At 64.9% G+C, this 20,768-nt stretch carries 18 protein-coding genes; 8 read left to right on the top strand and 10 right to left on the bottom strand.

Features of this window, described 5'->3' with window-relative positions; genetic code table 11:
* Positions 1-262: 262 nt before the first annotated feature.
* From gspD to gspG, 5 genes are read right to left on the bottom strand one after another with little or no spacing between them, the layout of a single operon-like run.
* Positions 263-2,653 carry a type II secretion system secretin GspD gene (gene gspD / locus FW796_RS31470; RefSeq protein ID WP_346636320.1) on the bottom strand — a complete coding sequence of 797 codons (2,391 nt, stop codon included), beginning with the start codon at positions 2,651-2,653 and terminating at the stop codon, positions 263-265.
* Positions 2,650-3,210, bottom strand: coding sequence for a type II secretion system protein GspM (gspM, locus tag FW796_RS31465; protein WP_446440674.1), 561 nt, complete (start codon positions 3,208-3,210; stop codon positions 2,650-2,652). The genes gspD and gspM overlap by 4 nt, the downstream gene beginning before the upstream one ends.
* Positions 3,203-4,387 carry a type II secretion system protein GspL gene (gspL, locus tag FW796_RS31460; protein ID WP_446440673.1) on the bottom strand — a complete coding sequence of 395 codons (1,185 nt, stop codon included), beginning with the start codon at positions 4,385-4,387 and terminating at the stop codon, positions 3,203-3,205. Before gspL ends, gspM begins: the two co-directional genes overlap by 8 nt.
* Complete coding sequence (gspK, locus tag FW796_RS31455; RefSeq protein ID WP_346636323.1) at positions 4,384-5,367, bottom strand: type II secretion system minor pseudopilin GspK; 984 nt, start codon at positions 5,365-5,367, stop codon at positions 4,384-4,386. The genes gspL and gspK overlap by 4 nt, the downstream gene beginning before the upstream one ends.
* Positions 5,368-5,375: 8 nt before the next feature.
* Positions 5,376-5,822 (bottom strand): type II secretion system major pseudopilin GspG, encoded by a 447-nt coding sequence (gene gspG, locus FW796_RS31450; protein ID WP_446440672.1) that lies wholly within the window; start codon positions 5,820-5,822, stop codon positions 5,376-5,378.
* A 148-nt stretch (positions 5,823-5,970) separates the two neighbouring features.
* Between gspG and gspI the strand changes: the two genes are divergently transcribed.
* Positions 5,971-6,357, top strand: a complete 387-nt coding sequence (gene gspI, locus FW796_RS31445) for a type II secretion system minor pseudopilin GspI (RefSeq protein WP_404936997.1) — start codon at positions 5,971-5,973, stop codon at positions 6,355-6,357.
* A 3-nt stretch (positions 6,358-6,360) separates the two neighbouring features.
* On the opposite strand, the gene FW796_RS31440 is transcribed toward gspI, so the two are convergent.
* Complete coding sequence (locus FW796_RS31440) at positions 6,361-6,789, bottom strand: type II secretion system protein N (RefSeq protein ID WP_404940028.1); 429 nt, start codon at positions 6,787-6,789, stop codon at positions 6,361-6,363.
* Between the two features lie 127 nt (positions 6,790-6,916).
* Here FW796_RS31440 and gspH point away from each other — a divergent pair, with 127 nt between their 5' ends.
* Both gspH and FW796_RS31430 read left to right on the top strand, forming a co-directional pair.
* Entirely contained in the window at positions 6,917-7,381 is a 465-nt protein-coding gene (gene gspH, locus FW796_RS31435) for a type II secretion system minor pseudopilin GspH (protein WP_446440671.1), read from the top strand.
* On the top strand, positions 7,378-7,989 hold the full coding sequence (locus FW796_RS31430) for a type II secretion system protein GspJ (protein ID WP_404936998.1): 612 nt from the start codon (positions 7,378-7,380) through the stop codon (positions 7,987-7,989). The genes gspH and FW796_RS31430 overlap by 4 nt, the downstream gene beginning before the upstream one ends.
* 221 nt (positions 7,990-8,210) lie before the next feature.
* Here FW796_RS31430 and FW796_RS31425 read toward each other — a convergent pair whose 3' ends face one another.
* Genes FW796_RS31425 through FW796_RS31415 form a run of 3 tightly spaced genes read right to left on the bottom strand, consistent with a single transcriptional unit; the run spans position 8,211 to position 10,398 of the window.
* Complete coding sequence (locus FW796_RS31425) at positions 8,211-9,161, bottom strand: FecR family protein (protein ID WP_346636328.1); 951 nt, start codon at positions 9,159-9,161, stop codon at positions 8,211-8,213.
* A 38-nt stretch (positions 9,162-9,199) separates the two neighbouring features.
* Positions 9,200-9,745, bottom strand: coding sequence for an RNA polymerase sigma factor (locus FW796_RS31420; protein ID WP_123725113.1), 546 nt, complete (start codon positions 9,743-9,745; stop codon positions 9,200-9,202).
* Complete coding sequence (locus FW796_RS31415; protein ID WP_346636345.1) at positions 9,742-10,398, bottom strand: STN domain-containing protein; 657 nt, start codon at positions 10,396-10,398, stop codon at positions 9,742-9,744. The genes FW796_RS31420 and FW796_RS31415 overlap by 4 nt, the downstream gene beginning before the upstream one ends.
* A gap of 243 nt (positions 10,399-10,641) precedes the next feature.
* Between FW796_RS31415 and FW796_RS31410 the strand changes: the two genes are divergently transcribed.
* The 3 genes from FW796_RS31410 (at position 10,642) to FW796_RS31400 (ending at position 13,594) form a co-directional block, all read left to right on the top strand.
* Positions 10,642-10,956, top strand: a complete 315-nt coding sequence (locus FW796_RS31410) for a hypothetical protein (RefSeq protein ID WP_446440670.1) — start codon at positions 10,642-10,644, stop codon at positions 10,954-10,956.
* 185 nt (positions 10,957-11,141) lie between these two features.
* Positions 11,142-12,506 carry a hypothetical protein gene (locus FW796_RS31405; protein ID WP_446440669.1) on the top strand — a complete coding sequence of 455 codons (1,365 nt, stop codon included), beginning with the start codon at positions 11,142-11,144 and terminating at the stop codon, positions 12,504-12,506.
* Positions 12,507-12,868: 362 nt separating this feature from the next.
* Positions 12,869-13,594: a DUF4377 domain-containing protein gene (locus tag FW796_RS31400; RefSeq protein WP_446440668.1), complete on the top strand. Its 726-nt coding sequence runs from the start codon at positions 12,869-12,871 to the stop codon at positions 13,592-13,594.
* Positions 13,595-13,694: 100 nt separating this feature from the next.
* On the opposite strand, the gene FW796_RS31395 is transcribed toward FW796_RS31400, so the two are convergent.
* A complete protein-coding gene (locus tag FW796_RS31395) occupies positions 13,695-18,554 on the bottom strand; it encodes an NAD-glutamate dehydrogenase (protein ID WP_346636332.1) in 4,860 nt (1,619 codons plus the stop codon).
* A 552-nt stretch (positions 18,555-19,106) separates the two neighbouring features.
* On the opposite strand from FW796_RS31395, the gene FW796_RS31390 reads away from it, so the two are divergent.
* Positions 19,107-19,463: a hypothetical protein gene (locus FW796_RS31390; RefSeq protein ID WP_346636333.1), complete on the top strand. Its 357-nt coding sequence runs from the start codon at positions 19,107-19,109 to the stop codon at positions 19,461-19,463.
* Positions 19,464-19,803: 340 nt separating this feature from the next.
* Positions 19,804-20,763, top strand: a complete 960-nt coding sequence (locus tag FW796_RS31385) for an AAA family ATPase (RefSeq protein WP_003218556.1) — start codon at positions 19,804-19,806, stop codon at positions 20,761-20,763.
* Positions 20,764-20,768: the final 5 nt, after the last annotated feature.

Genomic DNA, 20,768 nt, shown 5'->3' with positions numbered 1-20,768 from the left:
GCCCCCGGAGCAATGCCGGAGCGAGGGAACCCCGAGCTCCAGCGAGGGGCCCATGGAGGGGCAAGCGTTTTTGGTTCCTTTTTAGGCGTTTGTAAAAAGGGACTCGCCGTAAGGGCGAAACCATAAGTGGCCACACCCGCAGGAATGGATATGTACCCAATATGTCCCCCATCCCCCGCTGTAAAAGCGGAACCATAAGTGGCTACACCCGCAGCACCGGATATGTCCCCCACCCCCTCGCCATAAACGAATCTGCCCCCATTCATTGCACCGGCACCGCCCTGATCGTCGCCCGCGGCCCCTGCCCAGCCCCAGGCGTCTGCAACGACACCGGCACCGCCCCCGGAATCGCCTTCGCCGCCGAAGGCAACTGCGGCGCCTGCATATCCGGCATCGCCCAACTGCGCTCCGGCTGCAACTCCCCCTGCGCCCGGCGCATGAAGTCGTAACGATTGAGGGTAATGCTGCGCCCCGCGCCACTGTCACGAATGATGTAAGGCCGCAGGAACACCATCAGGTTGGTCTTGGTAATGCTGCGCTTCTCATTGCGAAACAACGCCCCCAGCCCGGGAATGTTCGACAACCACGGCACCGCGTCATTGCTCTGGCTATAACCGTCCTGCAGCAACCCGCCCAGCACCATGATCTGCCCGTCATCCAAGAGGATGCTGGTATCGATCGCACGTTTGTTGGTCACGGTCCCGGCATCCACCGAGGCACGGGGATCGACGCTGCTGACTTCCTGGTAGATGTCCAGTTTGACCGTGCCACCCTCGGAAATCTGCGGCCGCACATTGAGCTTGAGACCCACTTCTTCGCGCTGCACGGTCTGGAACGGGTTGTTGCTGGTGCCGCCGCCTCCGGTGACATAACTGCCGGTAACAAAGGGAATGGTCTGGCCAACAAAAATGCTCGCTGCCTCGTTATCCAGGGTCAAAAGATTCGGCGTCGACAACACGTTGGTTCCGCCCTTGCTCTTCAACGCCCGGGCCAGGACCTTGAGGTCCAGCACCTTGCCGATCCCCGGGATGTCCACGGTGCCGTTGACCACGCCGATGTTCAGGCCCTTGGGCAATACGTCGATGCTGGTCTTGCTGGCCGGGGTGCCCACCAGCCCGCTGCCGCCGAGGTTGACCCCGCCAAAGCCGCCACGCCCACCGAGGTTGCCGGCCTGCCATTGCACGCCGAATTCGCTGGCATCGTCCTCGCCGACTTCGACGATCAGGCTCTCGATCACCACTTGGGCGCGACGCTGGTCGAGCTGGTCGATGACTTCCCGCAGGTTGCGGTACAGCGGGTCCGGGGCGGAGATCAGCAAGGTGTTGGTGGTGGCGTCGGCCTGGATGGTGACCCCGCCGGCGCTGAAGGCGGTATTCTGATCCGTTGCCTGGCCAGTGCCGCTCAAGCCGCTGCCGGAGTTGCTGCCCTGGCCGTAGGCGCTGCCGCCACTGCTGCTGACGTTGCCACTGCCGGTGGGCGTGCCGCTGCTGTTCTGAGTCGGGCTCTGGCCGCTCTGGCTGTTGCCGCCCATGCCGCTGAGCATGGCCCGGGCGCCGTCGTTGCCGCCGCTGTCGCTTTCGCCGGTCAGCAGCCCGCGCAGGGCCTGGGCCAGCTTGCCGGCCTGGGCGTTGCGCAGGTAGACCACGTGCAGGTTGCTCGGGTTGCTCTGGGCATTGTCCAGTTTGTAGATCAGGTTGCGCGCCAGCTCGGTGCGCTCCGGGCTGCCGGCACGGATGATGATGGAGTTGGAGCGCGGGTCGCCGATCACGCTGATTTTCTGGGTCTGGTCGCCGCCCTGGGTTTCCAGCAGTTCGGCCACCATGGTGGCAATGTCCACGGCGATGCCGTTCTGCACCGCTACCACATCGGTGTCGATGGCGCTGGGGGTGTCGATGCCGTCGATGATCTGCGCGACTCGCTGCAGGTTCTCGGCATAGTCGGTGACCACGATGCTGTTGTTGCCCGGGTAGGCGTTGATCGGGTTGTTCGGCGAAACGATGGGCCGTAGCACCGGGATCAGGTTCACCGCATTTTCGTATTGCAGGCGAAAGGTGCGGGTCAGCATGCCGTTGCCCATCGGCTTGTCGGCGCTGTAGATCGGCCCGCCCAGCAGCTTGGCGTCGGCCTCGGGCACCACCTGGGCCACGCCGCCCACGTCCACCACGGAAAAGCCCTGCATGCGCAGCGCCGCCAGCAGCATGTCGTAGGCCTGATGGGCCGGCACCTGGCCTTCGCTGACCAGGGTCAGGTTGCCCTTGACCCGCGGGTCCACCAGGAACTGCTGGCCGGTGGAGCGGGACAAGGCCCGTACCACCGCCTGGATATCGGCATCGACGAAGTTCAGTTGCACCGGCTGATCCCCCAGGGGGTTGCGCGGCACGCTGGTGCTGCGCGGGCTGCCGTGGCCGCGACTGCTGTTGGTCACCGGGTGCAGGACCTTAGGTCGTTGAGCCTGTTGTGCCTGCAAGCGCTGGCGATCCAACAGGGCATCGCCGCTGCGCCGGGTATCGGCCAGGGGCTGGCCCAGTTCGCTGTCCACCAGCAAGGGCGGCGGCGTGGTGGACGGGGTGTTGCTGCAGGCCCCCAACGCCAGCAACAGAAAAGGTGCGGCCTTGCGACACTGGCGCACGTAATTGCAACCTGACCACTTCATGAAGCTTCCTTAGCGCCCTGCGCCTGATCCATGCGAACGGTCCCGGACAGTGTGCCTGCCGAGTCTTGGGCGGCGGCCGCGGCTGCGCGTTGCAGACGGGCCTCCACCACCTGCAGTGAAAGCTGCCGGGGAGCCCCCAGCAGCCAGCCGACCACGGCATCCGCCGGGGCCTGCTCAAAGGTCAAACGCCAGCTCTGGGGGCCGGCTTCATCAGGCTGTTGCAACTGGTAGTGGTCCTTGAGCCCGGCCCCATCCAGGGTCTGGCGCAAGGATTGCTCAAGGCTAGTGCCACGGCTGTTGCTGCCCGCCGCCTCGTGCAACAGCACCTCCAGGGCCTCGGCCTGGGCGCGCAGCTTCGGCGTCTCGGCTTGCCAGTAGTCGATCTTCTTCAGCGGCGGCTGGATCAACAGCCACCACAGCAGCAGCCCCAGCACGCCCAGGGCGGTGGCGCTGAGCAGGCGTTTTTCCCTTGGCGCCAGAGTGCTCCAATGGCCCTGGGCCTGGGTCCGCAGGCGCGACCAACGCGCCTGATACTGCGCCAGCATGGCCTTATTCATCTTCAGCTCCCGGGGGGGTGTCGGCGACGTTGGCCGGCTCGTCTGCGGCCGGGCTCAGGCTCCAGCCATTGCCTTCGGCTCGGATGCTGTAGCCGGCCTGGGTCAAGGCGCCCTGCCAGCCGCTGTCGGCGCTCTTGGGCGTGTCCGGCAGCAGCTCCAGCTGCAAGCGCTCCTCGGCAAAACTCAGGCTCTGCACGCTGCCCACCATAAAGGGCATGGCGCTACCGGCCTGTTGCAACAGGCGGGTGAACACCTGGGTCGGGGCCGCCGCCCCGCTCTGCTGCGCCGCCAGTTGCTGGCGGGCCTGCTGCAAGGGATTGAGCACCACCGGCAACTGGGGGAACACCTGCCTGACCCGCTGACTCATCTGCGCCTTGAGCCGCTGGCCCTGTTCGGCCTCACGGGCGGCATACAGGTTCAGCCCCACGATCCAGATGAGCACTGCCAGGGCGCAGCAACCCAGGGCCCGGCCCCAGCCTTGGGCCTTCACGCCCCCCGCCACCGCGCCGGCGTGCAAGCCCCATCCCGGCAGCGGACCACTCCAGCGTTGCTCGGCCGGCAGCGGCTGGCAGGCCGGCGGCGCGGCATCGCCGATCCAGCCCACCTCGCAGCCCGAGGCCTGCAACTGTTCCAGGGTTTCTTCCACCAGCGGCTGCACGCTGCCCTGCCCGCTGCTCTGGCGCAGCAGTAGCTGGCCATCGAGCAGGCACAGGTTGGCTTGCCCCGACGGTGGCACCGGCAAGGCATAAGGCGCCGGGTACAGCCCCTGAAGCTTCAGTCCGGCCTCTGCCAACACACGTCCCAGGGCCTGCAGTGCGGTCTTGGGCAACCAGCTCAGGGCCACCTGTCCCTGGGCATCCCGGGCGCCATGGGCCACATGCATCTGCTCACTGGGGCCGAGGATCAGCGCCTGGGCAGCGCAGTCCACCGCGGCCTTGATCCGCGCCGCCGGCAACTGAGGCAACTCGATCTGGGTCAGCAGGCTGTCCAGCGGATGCAGGAAGCACTCCACCGGCACCGGTTTGTCACCCTGGGCCAGTTGCCCCAGGGGACAGCGGCCGATCTCCCCGACCCGCCCACTGCGATCGAGCCGGGCGAAGTCCACCGGGCTGGCCAATGGCGGTTCAGCCGCGAGCAACTCGGCCAGGGGCGGCAAGGCGATACGCAAGCGACTCATGCCCCCACCCGCGACCAGATCACCTGGGGCATGCGGTCCTCGGGACGGTGCAACAGGGCCTCCAGGCTGACCCGACGCTGATCGCGGCGAGCCTGGCCCTGGAGCAGGAACCATTCGCTGGTGATGCCGACCTTGATCTGCTCCACCGCAAGATGGGGCATGCGCAGACGGTTGAGGAAGTCGCCACGATTGATGAACCAGTGCCCGGCATCGCGTTCCGCCACCAGGGCCTTGGCCCGGGACAGTGGCAGCCCCGGCACCGCCGCCGTCAGTACCTCGGCACTGGCGGTGTTGCCGTTGATCCAGGTGTTGCCCGGCAGGATGCTGACGTAGGGTTCAAGACGGGCCAGCCGGGCCTGGTCCAGACCCTGGATGCCGCGCAGGTCGTCCAGGCTGCGCAGCATCGGCTGACGGGGCGGCAAGGTCTGGGTCGCTGCGCCCGGGGACGTCAGGCGACCGCTGTTGAAGCTGCCCGGGTGGCTGGCAGCGGGCGGTGTGCTGCCCAAGCGCTGGGGATAGGAAGCGATCACCCGCTGGCTGATGCGGCGGCTCAGGGCGCTGTCGATGCCGATCAGCTGACACAGCTGTTCGAAGGCCTGCAACTGCACCGGGTCCACTTGCTGGTTGAACACCAGATTGCGCAGGTTGAACTTGCCTTGCAGGTCTTGCAGGCGCCCCTGGAACCCAGCGTTGAAGCCGCCCAGGGCCTGATCGCCGATGGGCCGTGCCCAGGCCTGGTCGAGTCGGGTCAGGACATCGCGCTGACGGGCGTCCCACAGCAATTGCCGGCTGTATTCCAGGCCGCCCTGCAACACCCCGATCCCCATCACCCGCGCCTGCTCGGCTTCCACGGTGCGGGTAAAGGTGCTTTGCCGGGAGAGCATGGCAGCGGCAATCACCGCCACCACCGCGGCGATCAGCAAGGCGCTGATAATGGCCATGCCACGCTGCTTCGCCGCATTGGGCGAATGGCTGTTCATGGCCGGCCTTACAGCTGCCAGGAGCCGATATCGGCATTCACACCGTCGCCATCGGGCTGGCCGTCGGCACCGAGGGAGAACACATCCACCTCACCATTGGCCCCCGGGTTGAGGTAGTGATAGGGACGGCCCCAGGGATCGTTGGGCAGCCGCTCCAGGTAGGAGCGCCAGTTGCTGTCCTTGACATTGGCCGGACGCTCCACCAGCACCTTGAGGCCCTGGTTCATGTTCGGGTAGCTGCCGTGGTCGAGGCGATACAGCTTCAGGGCTTGCATCAGGCCGGCGATATCCTGCTTGGCCGCCGTGGCCCGAGCCTGGTCCGGACGGTCCAGGACCTTGGGCACCACCATCACCGCAAGAATCCCGAGGATGACCACCACCACCATGATCTCGATCAGGGTGAAGCCACGCTGGCTTCGGGGTGGAGCGGTTGAGGTGACAGGCGCGATATCCATCTCGACATTCCTTGGCTTGAGTTCGATTCGTCGCGCAGTGTTGCAAGAAGATATGTCAGTGGTATTGAAAAACCTCGGGAGTTTCAGTCGCCATTCGGTCAAGCCTGCAGGCTAGTCTGCGAGACTGTTTCCCAGTCTCGAGGGGCCCATGCGAGCCTTGTCCAAACAAGCTGGATTTACCCTGATCGAGGTGCTGGTGGCCCTGGCCATCATTGCCGTGGCGATGGCCGCAGCGGTGCGCGTGGCCGGGCTGATGACCCAGAGCAACGGTCTGCTGCGGGACAAGTCCCTGGCCTTGCTGGCAGCGCAGAGCCGGCTCGCCGAGTTGCGCCTGGAAGGCCGTTTGCCCAGCGGATTGAAGAGCGTCGATTGCGACCAGGGGCGCCTGAAGCTGCGCTGCGAACAGGCGATTGGCACCGCAACCGTGCCCGGACTGTTGCGGGTCAGTGTCCAGGTGCGTGACCGCAGCCGCGAAGCGCCGCCCCTGGCCCGCCTGGAAACCCTGGTCAGCCGGCCCCAGGCACCGCGCCAATGAGGCTCAACGGGTCAGCCGTGGCAGCAGCGGCGAGTCCGGCAACTTGCTGACCTTGACCCGCGACTGCTCGCCGCCGCGCTCGATCAGCACGCCGTCGGCTTCGACGGCCGCCAGGCGCACCCCCTGGGTCAGTTGCTCGCCGGCCAGGAAGCTGCGCGGTGGACCGTCGTTCAGGCTGAGGATTGCCACCGCGCCCTGGGCGCCAGCCATGACCCCGGACACCTTGATCTCCACCTGGACCGGCTGGTTGGCAAACCACTGCAAGGCCGGGTTGTCGGAGCGCGCGGCAAGCACCTGGGGCGCCACCGCCGGGGGCTGGGACTGCGCCGGGGTCAGCAGCAGCGACGACCAGGTGGCGACACCGGCCAGGGCCGCCAGCAACGCCGCGTATTGCAGCAGCCGGGGGGCGTCAAGGCGCGACGGAAATGACATGGCACGTAGCATCGGCGGGACCTCCTGTTTGTCCGTTGCCACAGCCTACAGCTCAATTCTCACGGTTTTATTTCACTGCACGATCATCTGCATCGGACGGGCCCGTCCCGTCGCCAAGGAGCACAAGGTGCGACACACAGGCAAGCAACAGGGCTTCACCCTGATCGAACTGATGGTGGTGCTGGTGATCATCGGCATCGCCAGCGCCGCCGTGGGCTTGAGCATCAGGCCCGATCCGCTGCAGACCCTGCGCAAGGACGCCGAAGGCCTGGCCCAGTTGCTGCAAGTGGCCCAGGCCGAAGCCCGGGCCGATGGCCGGCCGATCACCTGGCGGGCCACGGCCAAGGGCTACACCTTCAGCCGCCGCGAGGACCAGGGCAACGGCATCGACGACTTTCGCCACGACCGGCAATTGCGGCCACGGCCCTGGCAAAGCCCGGCGCTGCAGGTGCATATCGAGCCCAGGCAGCGCCTGGTACTGAACGCCGAATGGATCAACCCGCCGCTGCAGGTGGTGCTGTCCGACGGCCAGAACAGCCTTCGGGTGGAGCGCAGCGCCAGCGGCCAGTTGCGGGTGGTGAGCCAGCCATGACGACACAACGCGGCTTTACCCTGATCGAGGTGATGGTGGCGATCATGCTCATGGCGCTGGTCAGCCTGATTGCCTGGCGCGGCCTGGACAGCGTCACCCGGGCCGACGGCCATCTGCGAGCCAGCACCGAACAGACCGAAGAACTGCTGCGCAGCCTCAATCAGCTGGAGCGCGACGTAGCCTTGCGGGCCGGTTCCCAGTTGCGCGAACCGAGCCTGGGAGAAAGCGACGAAGCCGAACCCGACAGCCCCGCCCCACTGAGCGTGCGCAGCTCCGACAGCAAGGGCTTTCGCCTGGAAGTGATCCGCAGCGCACCCGCTCCGGGGGTCGGCTTGCAACGCGTGCGCTGGTGGCTCAAGGGCGACACCCTGTACCGCGCCGAGGCCGAGGTTCGGGACCGCTACCCCTTGCCGGCACCCAAGAACGGGGTGGCCGTGCTCGGCCGGGTCAGCGACTTGCAGGTACGGGTCTGGAACCCTGACAAAGGCTGGCGTCAACTCAGTGGCAATCGCCAGGACAATCCCCCGGGCCTGGAAATCCGCCTGGTGCGACAAACGCCCCAGGGCGAAGAACGCTACCGCCAGGTGCTGGGCCCGCTCACCCCGTAGCGGCCAGGCACTGTCGATCCGGGAGTTGTCGGCGAGCCCACCGCCCTCTTCGCTGGCAAGCCAGCTCCTACCGACACCCACACCCTTGTAGGAGCCGGCTTGCCGGCGAACCGCGCAGCGGCCAGGCAACATCGATCCGGAAATTGCGGAAAGCCCACCGGCCTCTTCTCCGGCGTACCCCGCAGCGCATCAGGCAATCAGGCGGTGCGGGTGGGGCCGTGTCAGCTCAGCAGGACAACGCCGCCCGGCAGTTCGGTGCATTTGGCACCATAGGCGTCACGGATCAGCAAGGCCACGCCCGCCAACTGGTTGAGGTTGAAGCGCGCCTGGACCTTGCGCTGGCCCAACTCGGCATTGAGCAGCACCAGCATCCCCGGACGATAGCGGTTGATCTCGCTGATCACGGTGTTGAGGCTGGCGTTGTCGAACACCAGCACCTGTTCGCGCCAGGCGATCACGCTGCGGGGGTCCACGGCGATCGGCTCACCCACCGCCCTGGCGTCGTAGGTCAGTTGCCGACCACTGTCCAGGCGAATACTGCGCCCCGCCACTGCCACTTGCAGGCTGCCTTCGATGCAGGTCACGCACACCTGATGATCGGTATTGCGCAAATTGAAGCGCGCCTGACGCGCACTCAGCCAGCCATCACCGGCCTGGACCTTGAGCGGCTGGGTGCCGTGGCTGAAGACTTCCACCTCGCCCTCCAGCAGCTCGATGCCCTGCTCGCCCGCGCCCGGGTCGCGGCGGCTGATGCGGGTCTGGGTATTGAGCTCCAGGCTCACGCCCTCGGCCAAGTCCACCCGCCGCTGCTCGCCGACTTCGGTGGCGAAATCCGCGGTCAGCCCGGCAAAGCCACCCGGGACGGTGAGCCGGACCATGAACAGCGCCGCCGAGGCCGCAATCGCCCCGCCCAGAAAAGCCCGACGCCCCAAGTGCCGGGGCCGGGACTGTTGCTCCAGCTGCTGGGCTGCCGGTTGCAGGCAGTGCCACAGGGCCTTGGTGTGCTCGAAGGCGGCCGCGTGCTGCGGGCTTTGCGCGCACCACTGGCGCAGTGCCCGGGCGTCGGCCACGGTGGCCCGACCCGAGGTCAGGAGGACCAGCCAGTCCCGGGCTTCCCTCAGCAGTTGCGGGTCCGCCGAGGCCTGGGGAGTGGAGATGCTAAAAATGTTCAAGCGCGCAGGTACTCACGGATTGATCAGGGACTCATTGTCTAGGACAGTTTTCCGGCCCCGGGACCGAACCGCTGAATGACTTTTCTTTCAAGGCGCAAGGCGCAATGGCCCAGGGCAGCCTTGATTTCCTTCTCCACCATCCGTGTGGAAATGCCGAAACGCTGGGAAATTTCCAGGTGCGGCGCCTCTTCCAGGCGCGCCGCAATAAAGATCTTGCGCCGCCGCGCCGGCAGTTCGTAGAGGGCCTTGAGCAGGGTCTGGATTTCTTTCTGGCCGCCCACCACCCGCGACGGGTCCTGGGTGTCATCGGCGATGTGCAGCAGTTCCTCGACCTCGTCGCCGGTCAGCAGCCGGGCGTCGGACTGGCGGCGGTCGGCGGCAATGTTCAGGGCCATGCGATAGAGGTAGGCATTGGGTTGCAGCAGGTTGGGCGGCTCTTCCATGCGGTCGACCCGCAGGTAGGTTTCATGCAGGACGTCGTTGGCCAGGTCCTCGGAACCCAGGCGTCTGCGCAAGCGCACCCGAAAGTCCTCGTAGGACGTCAGGAACAGCCTGACCATCGCACTCTGTCCGGTATTTTTCATACCCCGGAAGCTCCTTCCCATTCCCTGCAGTCCATGCGTTTCCCTGTTGTGTCCGGTATCAAGAGTAAGGTCAGCGGCTGGCGCAGCGAGCTGGGTGCCTGGCGCTGAACCCGGGTATCGGCCAGGCGCTGCACCAAGGCCTCATCCCGTTGCGGATCGCCGGTGGAGCTCACCAGACGGCTGTGCTGCACCGTGCCATCGGCGCCGATCCACAGTTGCAGCAAGGCGCGAAAGCTGCCCGGACGGGTCAGCGCCGAACCACACAGGCTGTGCTCCACCGCCTGTTGCACGGCACTGGCATAACTGCTGTTGAGCCGCGCCGCCCGACTGCTTCCCGCACCCTGTAACGGCGTGGCCGGCGTCGCCTCCGGCACCTGCAGGGTGAAGGCATCGCTGCGGGCATAACGGGCCATCAGGCCACTGCCTGCCAGCAGGCGACTCAACCCCTCCCGAGCGCTGTAGCGGCCCTTGATCCCCACCGAACGCCGCCCCCGGGTCAACTCCCGATCCACCAGCACCGCCATCCCTGTGGCGCGGCTGAACAGCTCCAGGGCATCCACCAGGCTCTGCGCCGGAATCTCCAGCGCCAGCAGGGTCTGGGAATCCACCCGGGGTGGTCCCTCGACAGCAGGCTGGCCCCAGCCCTGCGGCATCGGTGCCAGCAGCACAAGCCCCAGCACACAGGTCGCCAAGCCCCCGTGCAATGAAGTCCATCGCCCGACCTGCGCGCTGTGTCGCTGCACTGCAGTCCAATCCCTAAAAGCGTCATCCTGAGGCCAGTTTATGAATCTGGTGTTACGGCCACGGCAAAAAAACCATCACTTTTCCAGTCATCGGTTTGCACTACACTCGGCCGGCATCGAGGCCCGCTTTCCCGGGCCTGCCAGGAGGCCAGGATGAATCGTTCAAGCCAATACGCCGTCACCTTGTTGCTGCTGTGCGCCCTGCCCTGGACGGTGCAGGCCGAGGAAGCCAGCGAAGGTTGCGTGGAAGTCAGCGTCGGCGGCTACAAGGCTCCCGACTACAACTGCCTGAGCAAACAGATGGGCAACAACCCGGACGCCGTCAAGGCAGCCCAGGCCAATCAGCAGGCCATGGAGAACCCGGTGCACAAGCGCCCGCCGAACCAGGTCGGGCTCTCGACACCGGCCGCCACCAGCGTGCGCATGGGCAATACCCTCGGCACGTCGGTCAAGCCGCAACGACCCTGAGGGCATTTCCTCGCGCCTCATGCGGCCTATTACCGGGACACTGCCCGTATACCGGCCGTTAACGTCTGCCGCGCTAGATTGCTGCACCTTAAACACCGGTGCCAGCAACGTCCCACGCCGCCATGCGTGCTTGGCGTTCGCCTACTGGCCACCGTATCGTCAGTATTTTTGTGTGTGTTGAGAGCATGGAAAGCGTTCAAAGACAAATCTGGCAACGACCCGCCCTGAGTATTTTCCTGGTGGCCCTCGTGCTGTTCATGGGCCTGCAGTACAAGCCTGCAGTCCTCAACTACACCACGCGCTTCGTCGACTTCGCCGACTACATGCTGCAGCACGGCATGACGCTGTTCCCCATCGCCGACGATCTGCAGCCGTATCCCGACTACACCGTTGTCAACACGGTGCTGGTCTACCTGGCGTCGCTGCCCTTCGGCCAGCTGTCCGTGCTGTCGATGGGCCTGCCTCTGTGCATTGCCGCGTCGCTGATGCTGGTGTTCATCTACAAGCTGGGGGCCCTGCATGAGCAGAAATGGGGCGTCTGCGGCGTGCTCTTTGCACTGTTCACCTGGGCGTTCCTGGACAGCGTCAACTCCCTGGCCCTGGACATCTATCCGGCCCTGATCACCGTGAGCTGCTTCTACCTGGCCTACACCGCCGATCTCAAGCAACAGCGCGGACGCCTGGCGCTGGTGTTCCTCGGCCTGATCCTGGGCTTTGCCCTGCGCGGGCCCATTGGCATGATCGGCCCGGCGCTGGTGGTCGGCACCTATTACCTGCTGAGCCGACAGTCGCGCAGACTGTTCGGGTTCTCATTGCTGAGCGGCCTGCTGTTTCTCGCCGGGGTCGCCCTGCTGGCCTGGGCCGCCCATGTGCAGGGCGGCGAGACTTTCATGCAGCAAGTGCTGGAGATGCAGGGCCTGGGCCGAATCGCCAGCGATCACTCGCCACGCTATTACTTCTACTTCAGCGTCGGGCTGGTCACCTACAGCGTCACCGCGTTCTACGCCCTCTGCGTCATGGCCAGAAGCGCCAGGCAGGGGTTCAGCGCCCCGCCGCCGTCGGCACCGCGCCTGCTGCTGTACCTTGGCGCCTGGTTCTTGGTGCTGATTGTGTTCTTCACCGTTCCCAACTCGAAGAAGGCGCGTTACATCGTGTCCATCACCCCGGCCATTTCCCTGCTGGCGGCCTATATATTCGTCGACCCCAACGGCCTGTTCAGCACCACCCGCAAACGCCTGCTGCGCCTGTGCCTGAACCTGCCGGCCAGCGGCGCGGTCCTGGCGCTGCTGGTGCTGGGCTACAACGCTTTTGCCGCCCAGCCCTTGCAGCCCAACTTCGCCGGTGTGTTCGCAAGCTTTGCCCTGCTCAGCGGCGTGCGCTACTGGATCGGCCGGCAATACGCCGAACACCGGCATTACGAGGTGATCGTCCTGGCGTTCGGCGTGGCGGCGTTTCTCTTGCTGGATGGGTTCTTCTTCAACGCCATCACCTATCACCTGGAACTGGCCAACGAGCCCACGCCCAAATTCCTGCCTTACTGGTTCTGGTAAGCCCTGGGCAGTGGGCGGCGCAGCGCAAGGTGCGAGGCCTGTTCGCAGCGCGCGTGCAAGATTTGGTTACACTCCCGGGAGCCACCGGCCATGAAACCGAACTGGCACAGTGCTGTCACATCGCAATCGGTACCGGCAGCGGTCGTCCGGCGGCGCCCGGCCCAGGTGGCGGGCGCCACGCATCGGACGCCTGATTGACTGCCCCAGGTTACCGGCCTGGGCCTGCCGCCAATGCCGCAGGTCATACTCCATCAAGGCTGAAAGAGCGAACCATGAAGCAAAACATCCTCCTCGTATCCGTCTGTGCCGCCCTGCTCCAGGCCTGCACCCCGGCGTCCACTCCCCCTGAAGGATCCTCTTCCATGCCCGCCAGCACTGCATCCGTCAGCGCCCAGCCAGCACTGGCTGCCTACTACTGGCAACTGGTCTCGGCCAGCGACGCGGCGGGCAAACCCGTTGCCGCCCTGAACAAGGGCATCGAGCGTCAGTTGCGCCTGACCTTCGTCGGGCAGAACCTCAACATCAGCGGCGGCTGCAACCGCCAGTTCGGCGGCTTCCAGTCTGCAAACGGCGTGCTCAAGGTGCAGCCCCTGGCCTCGACCATGATGGCCTGCGACCCGAGCCTGATGACCCTGGACGCCGAAGTCGGCCGTCTGTTCAAAGGCGACCTGCGCAGCACTTTCGGCGGCGGCGAATCGACGCCGACCCTGCAACTGACCACCCAGGACGGCACCCAGCTCAAGTTCGAAGGCCAGCCCACCCCCGAGACCCGCTACGGCAGCCAGGGCGAGACCCGCTTCCTGGAAGTGGCCGCCAAGACCGTCAAGTGCAGCCACCCGCTGATCCCCGACTTCCAGTGCCTGCAAGTGCGTGAGCGCCGCTACGATGCCGCAGGCCTGCAACTGCCGACCCAGGACAACTGGCATCCGCTGTACCAGTCCATCGAGGGTTACGAGCATCAGGACGGCGTGCGTAACGTGCTGCGCGTCAAGCAGTACGAATGGAAGAACCCGCCTGCCGATGCCCCGTCCACGGTCTACGTGCTGGACATGGTGGTCGAGCAGGACGCCTCGGCCAAGGCCCGCTAAGCGCCACCCAGCACCCGCTTGCCGACGCAATCGGCAGGCAATAAAAAAGCCCCGTATCGCAAGATACGGGGCTTTTTTGGTTCAGGGCGGGGTCAGGCCGTTACAGCACCGACTGACCGCTCATGGCCAGGTCCAGCAGTTCCCGGTTGGCCACTGCATACATGGCGTAGTCGGTGCCGCTGGCGGCACGGATTTCCACCATCATTGCGCGCCAGCGATCGGCCATGCTCGCGTTCTGCTCCAGCCACAGGGCCACGCGGGCTTCCATGTCGTCCGGCGCATCGGCCATCTGCAGAACCTTGATGGTGATCGCCCGTTGCTGCCAGTCCACGTCATCGCGGAAGGCTTCACGGGCCTGGGCCTGCCAGTTGTTGCCCACCGGCAGATCGCTGATCTGCTGCAGGTACCACGGCAAGTCCAGGGCGCTGCCCACGGCGAAGTAGGCTTTGGCCACATCGGCTGCGCTCTGACCGGTCACGTCGGCGGCTTCGATGATCGGCAGCAGGGTGTACAGGTGGGTAGTGCCTGCCACCATGCGCGCCAGCAACTCCGGCACACCGGCTTCGACATAGGCCTGGTAACGGTTCTGCCAGCCTTCACGGGTCGGGCCTTCCAGCAGTTCGTCGAGCTTGAGGCCCAGCGCCGCCAGGTGCGGACCGAAGTGCGCGACGTCGCGCGCCGCATCCTGCTCGTTGCGACGGCTGCGCAGGAACCAGCGGGTCGCCCGACGGCCCAGACGCATCAGCTCGTCCATCAGTTCCAGTTGCACCTGAGCCGAGACCTGGTGATCCAGGGCTTCGATCTGACGGAACCAGTGCGGCAGGTGGAAGATGTCCCGCACGATCACGTAGGCACCGGCGACGTTCGCCGGGCTCATGCCGGTGGACTCCTTCAGGCGCTGCACGAAGGTGATGCCCATGTGGTTGACCAGGTCGTTGGCGATCTGGGTGCTGACGATCTCGCGCTTCAGACGATGGCGACGCATGGCTTCGGAGAACTTGGCCACCAGGCTTGGCGGGAACGCGGTCTCCATGTCACGGGTCAGGTAGTCGTCATCCGGCACCAGGGACTTGAGCAGGGCTTCCTTGAGGTCGATCTTGCTGTAGGAAATCAGCACCGACAGCTCTGGACGGGTCAGGCCCTTGCCGGTCGCGGCGCGCTCGGTGAGCTGCTCCTCGGTCGGCAGGTACTCGATGGCGCGGTCCAGCTTGCCACGGCCTTCCAGGTCGCTCATCAGGCGCTTGTACTCGGCGGCACGCTCGTAGGCACGGCGCGCGGCCAGGGACAGGGCCTGGGTCTGCTTGTAGTTGTTGCCCAACACCAGGCCACCGACTTCGTCGGTCATGCTGGCCAGCAGCTGGTTGCGCTGCTTGTCGGTCATGTCGCCGGCCTGCACCACTTCGTTGAGCAGGATCTTGATGTTCACTTCGTGGTCGGAGCAGTCCACGCCACCGGCGTTGTCGATGAAGTCGGTGTTGGAACCGCCGCCATTGAGGCCGAACTCCACACGACCCAGCTGGGTCATGCCCAGGTTGCCGCCCTCGCCCACCACTTTGCAGCGCAGCTCGTTGCCGTTGACCCGCAGCGCGTCGTTGGCCTTGTCGCCGACGTCGGCGTGGCTCTCGGTGCTGGCCTTGACGTAGGTGCCGATACCGCCGTTCCACAACAGGTCCACCGGCGCCTTGAGCAAGGCGTTGAGCAGTTCGGTCGGGGTCAGCTTGTCGGCCTGGATGTCGAAGCGTTCTTTCATCTGTGGCGAGATGGCGATGCTCTTCGCGCTGCGCGAGAAGATGCCGCCGCCTTCGGACATGATGCTGGTGTCGTAGTCGGTCCAGGCCGAACGCGGCAGCTCGAACATGCGCTGGCGCTCGACGAAGCTGGTGGCCGGGTTCGGGTTCGGGTCGATGAAGATGTGCAGGTGGTTGAACGCGGCCACCAGTTGCAGCTTGTCGGACATCAGCAAGCCGTTGCCGAACACGTCGCCGGCCATGTCGCCGACGCCGACCACGGTGATGCTGTCTTCCTGGACATTGATGCCGCGCTCGCGGAAGTGGCGCTGTACGCCGACCCACGCGCCCTTGGCGGTGATGCCCATCTTCTTGTGGTCGTAACCGGCGGAACCGCCGGAGGCGAAGGCGTCACCCAGCCAGAACCCGTAGTCGATGGCGATGCCGTTGGCGATGTCGGAGAAAGTCGCAGTGCCTTTGTCCGCCGCCACCACCAGGTACGGGTCATCGTTGTCGTGACGCACCACGTTGGCCGGTGGCACCAGGGCGCCGTCTTTCAGGTTGTCGGTGATGTCCAACAGGCCGGAAATGAAGATGCGGTAGCAGGCGATGCCCTCGGCCGCGATCTCGTCCCGGCTGCCGCCCAGTGGCAGGCGACGCGGCAGGAAACCACCCTTGGCACCCACCGGCACAATCACCGAGTTCTTCACTTGCTGAGCTTTTACCAGGCCCAGGACTTCGGTACGGAAGTCTTCTTCACGGTCAGACCAGCGCAGGCCGCCGCGAGCGACGTTGCCAAAGCGCAGGTGCACACCTTCGACCCGTGGCGAGTAGACGAAGATTTCGAACTTCGGCACCGGCTTGGGCAGCTCGGGGATCAGGTGCGGGTTGAACTTGAAGCTGAAGTAGGACTTGTTCTGACCATTGGCGTCGGTCTGGTAGAAGTTGGTCCGCAGGGTGGCCTTGATCAGGTCCAGGTAGCGTCGCAGGATGCGGTCTTCGTTGAGCACCTGAACGTCGTCCAGGGCGGTGAGGATCGCCTGCTCCAGACGCTGCTGCTTGTCTTCCAGGTCTTCGCTGGTGAGCTTGCGCGCCAGGTAGAAACGGGTCTTGAACAACCGGGTCAACTCGCGGGCGATGTCGGTGTGGTTGTTCAGGGTGCTGGCGATGTAGCCCAGGTCGAAGCCCAGGCGGATCTGCTTCAGGTAGCGGGCGTAGGCACGCAGCAGCGCCACGTCGCGCCAAGGCAGGCCGGCGGTCAGCACCAGGCGGTTGAAGGCATCGTTCTCGGCATCGCCACGCACGATGTGGACGAAGGCGTCCTGCAGCGTGTCGTTGAGCTGCTGGATGTCCAGGTCCAGGCCTTCGGCGGCGGTGAAGGCGAAGTCGTGAATCCAGTACTCGCGGCCGTTGTTGTGACGCAGGCGATAGGGGAATTCACCCAGTACCCGCAGACCGAGGTTTTCCAGGATCGGCAGCACGTCGGACAGCGCCAGCGGGGTGTCGGCGTGGTACAGCTTGCAATGCAGCTCGCGCTGGCCGGAGACCTGGCCCAGGGGCTGGTAGAAGCTCATCACCAGCGGGTTGGCTTCGGTGAGGCTCAGCAGGTGCTGCATGTCCACCACGGCCGAGTGCGCGGCAAAACGCTCGCGGTAGCCGGCCGGGAAGCCTTTGGGGAAGTCCGCCAGTACATTGGTGCCGTGGGCTTCGCCGAAGCTTTCCACCACCAGGCTGGCGTAGTCGTCCTGCCAGCTGCGGCAGGCCTGCACCACTTCTTTTTCCAACAGCAGCGGATCGATGTCGATGCGCTGTTTCGGGTCCACCCGCAGGATCAACTGCACGCGGGCCAGCACCGACTCGGAGAAGAAGGTCCAGAATTCACAGTCAGTGGCTTGCAGGCGATCCATCAGCACTTGCTGGATCTTCTGCCGCACTTCAGTGGAATAGATGTCGCGCGGCACGTAGGCCAGGCAGTAGCAGAAGCGACCGTAGGGGTCTTTGCGCAGGAACACACGGATCTTGTTGCGTTCCTGGATCTGCACGATGGACATCACGGTGCTGAACAGCTCGTCCACCGGGGTCTGGAACAGATCGTCCCGTGGCAGCACTTCCAGGACCTGGGCCAGTTCCTTGCCCAGGTGCGCCTTGGCCTGGAAGCCCGAGCGCTGCTCGATGACTTCGACCTTGCGGCGGATGTAGGGAATCACTCGCACGCTCTCGCCGTACACCGAAGAGGTGTAGAGGCCCATGAAGCGGCATTCCTTGATCACCTTGCCGTCGGCATCGATCTGGCGGATCGAGACGAAGTCCGGGTAGGCCGGACGGTGCACGCGGCTCGGGTGCGCGGCCTTGGCGAACGACAGCGGCGTCGGTTCGCGCAGGTAGTTGACGGCGTAGTCTTCGATGCGCAGGTCATCGCTGGTGAGGCCGGCGCGCAGCAGCTTGGCCAGGCCGAGGAACGAGCTCGGGTCATATTCGATATGCCCGCCATCCTGATCGGTGCCGACCACGAACTCTTCGTAGCCGAGGAAGGTGAAGTGGTTGCCCACCAGCCATTCCAGGAAGCTCTTGATCTCGGTTTTTTCATCGGCAGCGATGGCGAACTGGCTGTTGTCGATGCTTTCGATCAGTTCCTGGACCTTGGCCTTCATTGGCTCGAAGTCGGCCACGGCGACGCGCACTTCACCCAGTACCTGTTCCAGCTCCTTACCCAGCACGCTGAGTTCGGCGGCGTTGGCGCAGCGGTCGATCTCCAGGTACATCAGCGACTCTTGCTGCACGCCCTCGCCCTGGGTGCCCTTGGGCAGGATCTCCAGCAGCTCGCCCTTGCTGCCGCGACGTACGCTGAGCACGGTGGTCTGCAAGGTGTGGATGCTGTAGCCGCGACGGTTGAGCTCGGTGCGGACCGAGTCGACCAAAAACGGCAGGTCATGGTGCAGGACTTCCACCGCGGTGTGGGTCGACTGCCAGCCATGACGTTCGTAATCGGGGTTGTAGACGCGCACTTGCGGTTGCGCGTGATCGAAGCGCTCAAGCAGGCGCCAGGCAGAAAGGGTGCAGCCCGCCAGGTCGGACATGCGACGCTGGGTGAGTTCGTCCAGGGAAATGATGCCGAAGAATTGTTCAGCGAACAGCGCCACTTGTGGCAGTGCCTGTTCACTGATGTGCTGCGCCAGTGCCGCTTGCAGTTGGTGCTGGAAGTCGGCCTTGCTGGCTGCGGTGAAGAACGCCATCTGTGGTACTCCGCTTGGGCTTGTTATTGATGGTAGCGTCGCGTGCAAACCCCTTGCGGGGCGGTGGTGCATCCTGCTCCTAGTCTCGGGCAGAGGTTGCAGGATGCCAGGTGGGTGAAGCTGGACGAGACGCGCAGGTCACATTCACCTTCCCGGGATGGGCATCTGCAAAAACGACTGGCGCTTGCATATCGCGCAATGCCTTTACAGGTGACCATCGCAAATCAGACGCAACCTATTGCACTTGAGAACAAATTGTCCGCTGCGCAGCTTAACGAGTGGAACGCGACAGCTGCTTGCGATGCTGCGACATATTCGGTCAACGGCACGCAACCGGCTGAAGGTGCCCTGAACAACACTAGCAGCCAGTACAGAAAAATCAGGGTTTTCTCCCGGTTTCACGGTACTTGCGTACCAGAAGTGACTCTGCAGGCGGTTTGCGTTCACGACCTGTTCTCTGACAGACAGGCCAGCAGAAATTCCATCGGGCTGGCAGAATTGCTTCTTTTTGCACCGTCCGGCCGCTGCCGGCCCCAGCCCCAGGAATACGCCATGCACATGACCACTGCCCACCTGATCGCCAACCCTTGCGACGACGAAGAAGACAACATGGCCATGCTCTGCTGCCACAGCAGCCAGGGCGAGATGTTCCTGATGAGCCGCTACCCGGACGAGGACGAACTGGAAATCACCCTCGACGGCGAGCCCTCGACCCTCGATGGCGTCAAGGTCACCCTGAGCCCCACCACCCTGCTGATCGAAATCGCCGCGGCCGACGCCGATGCCCTGAACGGCTCCGACCACCTGGAAATCCGCCACAGCACCGCCGCCTCGGACCTGGCCGAAGTGGAAGCGACCCTGCAGAACATCCTCAAGGGCACCGGCACCTATATCAGCCAGTTGTCCTGAGCGCCCTCGTTCGTCCGCAGGAACGATGCACGGCTCAAGGGCCCCTTCGCCGGCAAGCCGGCTCCTACAACTTTCTGCTGCGCGGTCCCTCCGTAGGAGCTGGCTTGCCAGCGAAGGCGTCCGCAAGAACGATGCATGGCTCAAGGACCCTTTCGCCGGCAAGCCGGCTCCTACGGGGAGGTGGCGCGTGGGGCTGAATAAAACACGGATTTTTTTCGACTAATTGGCTAAATCAGGTTTTCCCCGTTAGTCGCCGACCCCCGCTATGGATTAAAGTATCGCCCCCAGCCCCGACGTTATTTCAACGCCCGGGGCGCACCCTCTCCAGGAACAGTCACCGATGGAACATCGTGAAGCGCTATTGGCGCTGCGAACCTTTCTTTCAACGCAGATTCTCGGCCAGGAAAAACTCATCGAGCGCTTGCTCATCGCCCTGCTCGCCGACGGCCACATGCTGGTCGAGGGCGCTCCAGGACTGGCCAAGACCAAGGCCATCAAAGAGTTGGCCGAAGGCATTGAAGCGCAATTCCATCGGATTCAGTTCACCCCCGACCTGCTGCCCGCCGACATCACCGGCACCGAGATCTATCGCCCGGAAACCGGCAGCTTCGTGTTCCAGCAAGGCCCGATCTTCCACAACCTGGTGCTGGCCGACGAAATCAACCGTGCCCCGGCCAAGGTCCAGTCGGCGCTGCTGGAGGCCATGGCCGAGCGTCAGGTCAGTGTTGGCCGCAGCACCTATGAACTGTCGCCGCTGTTTCTGGTGATGGCGACCCAGAACCCCATCGAGCAGGAAGGCACCTATCCCCTGCCCGAAGCCCAGCTCGACCGCTTTCTGATGCACGTCAAGATCGGTTTCCCGGACGCTGCCGTGGAACGCCGCATTCTCCAGCAAGCCCGCGGCGAAGCGCTGAATGGCGAGACCAAGCCCGAGCGCCGGGTCAGCCAGCAGGCGATCTTCGCCGCGCGCAAGGAAATCCTCGGCCTGTACATGGCCGACGCGGTGGAGGAATACCTGGTGCAACTGGTGATGGCCACCCGCACCCCGGCCAAGTTCGACCCAGAAATGGCCGAGTGGATCGCCTACGGCGCCAGCCCTCGCGGCTCCATTGCCCTGGACCGCTGCGCCCGGGCCCACGCCTGGCTCGCCGGCCGCGATTTCGTCAGCCCGGAAGACATCCAGGCCGTGCTGTTCGACGTGCTGCGCCACCGCATCATTTTGTCCTTCGAGGCTGAAGCGGCAGGCATCGACCAGGACCGTGTGGTACAGCGCATCCTCGACGTCGTTGCCGTCGCCTGATCTCC

The organism is Pseudomonas sp. 910_21 (assembly GCF_052850735.1).
Note: the sequence above shows the minus strand (reverse complement) of the source record. Positions and strands in the feature narration are given on the sequence as shown.

Coding starts and splice junctions, on each gene's coding strand:
- gspD (WP_346636320.1), bottom strand. CDS start 2,653: ATGAAGTGGTCAGGTTGCAATTACGTGCGCCAGTGTCGCAAGGCCGCA.
- gspM (WP_446440674.1), bottom strand. CDS start 3,210: ATGAATAAGGCCATGCTGGCGCAGTATCAGGCGCGTTGGTCGCGCCTG.
- gspL (WP_446440673.1), bottom strand. CDS start 4,387: ATGAGTCGCTTGCGTATCGCCTTGCCGCCCCTGGCCGAGTTGCTCGCG.
- gspK (WP_346636323.1), bottom strand. CDS start 5,367: ATGAACAGCCATTCGCCCAATGCGGCGAAGCAGCGTGGCATGGCCATT.
- gspG (WP_446440672.1), bottom strand. CDS start 5,822: ATGGATATCGCGCCTGTCACCTCAACCGCTCCACCCCGAAGCCAGCGT.
- gspI (WP_404936997.1), top strand. CDS start 5,971: ATGCGAGCCTTGTCCAAACAAGCTGGATTTACCCTGATCGAGGTGCTG.
- FW796_RS31440 (WP_404940028.1), bottom strand. CDS start 6,789: ATGTCATTTCCGTCGCGCCTTGACGCCCCCCGGCTGCTGCAATACGCG.
- FW796_RS31430 (WP_404936998.1), top strand. CDS start 7,378: ATGACGACACAACGCGGCTTTACCCTGATCGAGGTGATGGTGGCGATC.
- FW796_RS31420 (WP_123725113.1), bottom strand. CDS start 9,745: ATGAAAAATACCGGACAGAGTGCGATGGTCAGGCTGTTCCTGACGTCC.
- FW796_RS31415 (WP_346636345.1), bottom strand. CDS start 10,398: ATGCCGCAGGGCTGGGGCCAGCCTGCTGTCGAGGGACCACCCCGGGTG.
- FW796_RS31410 (WP_446440670.1), top strand. CDS start 10,642: ATGAATCGTTCAAGCCAATACGCCGTCACCTTGTTGCTGCTGTGCGCC.
- FW796_RS31405 (WP_446440669.1), top strand. CDS start 11,142: ATGGAAAGCGTTCAAAGACAAATCTGGCAACGACCCGCCCTGAGTATT.
- FW796_RS31400 (WP_446440668.1), top strand. CDS start 12,869: ATGCCCGCCAGCACTGCATCCGTCAGCGCCCAGCCAGCACTGGCTGCC.
- FW796_RS31395 (WP_346636332.1), bottom strand. CDS start 18,554: ATGGCGTTCTTCACCGCAGCCAGCAAGGCCGACTTCCAGCACCAACTG.
- FW796_RS31390 (WP_346636333.1), top strand. CDS start 19,107: ATGCACATGACCACTGCCCACCTGATCGCCAACCCTTGCGACGACGAA.
- FW796_RS31385 (WP_003218556.1), top strand. CDS start 19,804: ATGGAACATCGTGAAGCGCTATTGGCGCTGCGAACCTTTCTTTCAACG.